The sequence below is a fragment of the Methylobacterium frigidaeris genome (assembly GCF_022179185.1).
GTDB lineage: Bacteria > Pseudomonadota > Alphaproteobacteria > Rhizobiales > Beijerinckiaceae > Methylobacterium > Methylobacterium frigidaeris.
Window position 1 is genome coordinate 1 of record NZ_BPQJ01000447.1, and the last position, 217, is coordinate 217.

Annotated in this window: 1 protein-coding gene; it reads right to left on the reverse strand. The window is 70.5% G+C overall.

Going from position 1 to position 217, the window contains the following annotated elements; genetic code table 11:
• The coding region (locus tag MFF64_RS37615) for an amino acid permease (protein ID WP_238194191.1) at positions 1–217 on the reverse strand (217 nt) is incomplete at both ends.

The window sequence follows — 217 nt, forward strand, 5'->3', positions numbered from 1 at the left end:
GCGTAGGCCAGGTACAGCATCACGATGCAGGTGGTACCGATCGCCAGGAAGGCGTCCGGGGAGGCGAAGTTGAGCAGCAGCAGAGCGGCGGCGAGGACGCCGACGACCAGGGCGGGAGCGCTCGGCATTCCGGTGCGCGGGTTGACCTTGGAGAGGCGGCCGGAGAAGGGGAGCTGGTGGTCGCGGGCCATCGAGAAGGGCATGCGGCAGGCGGCGG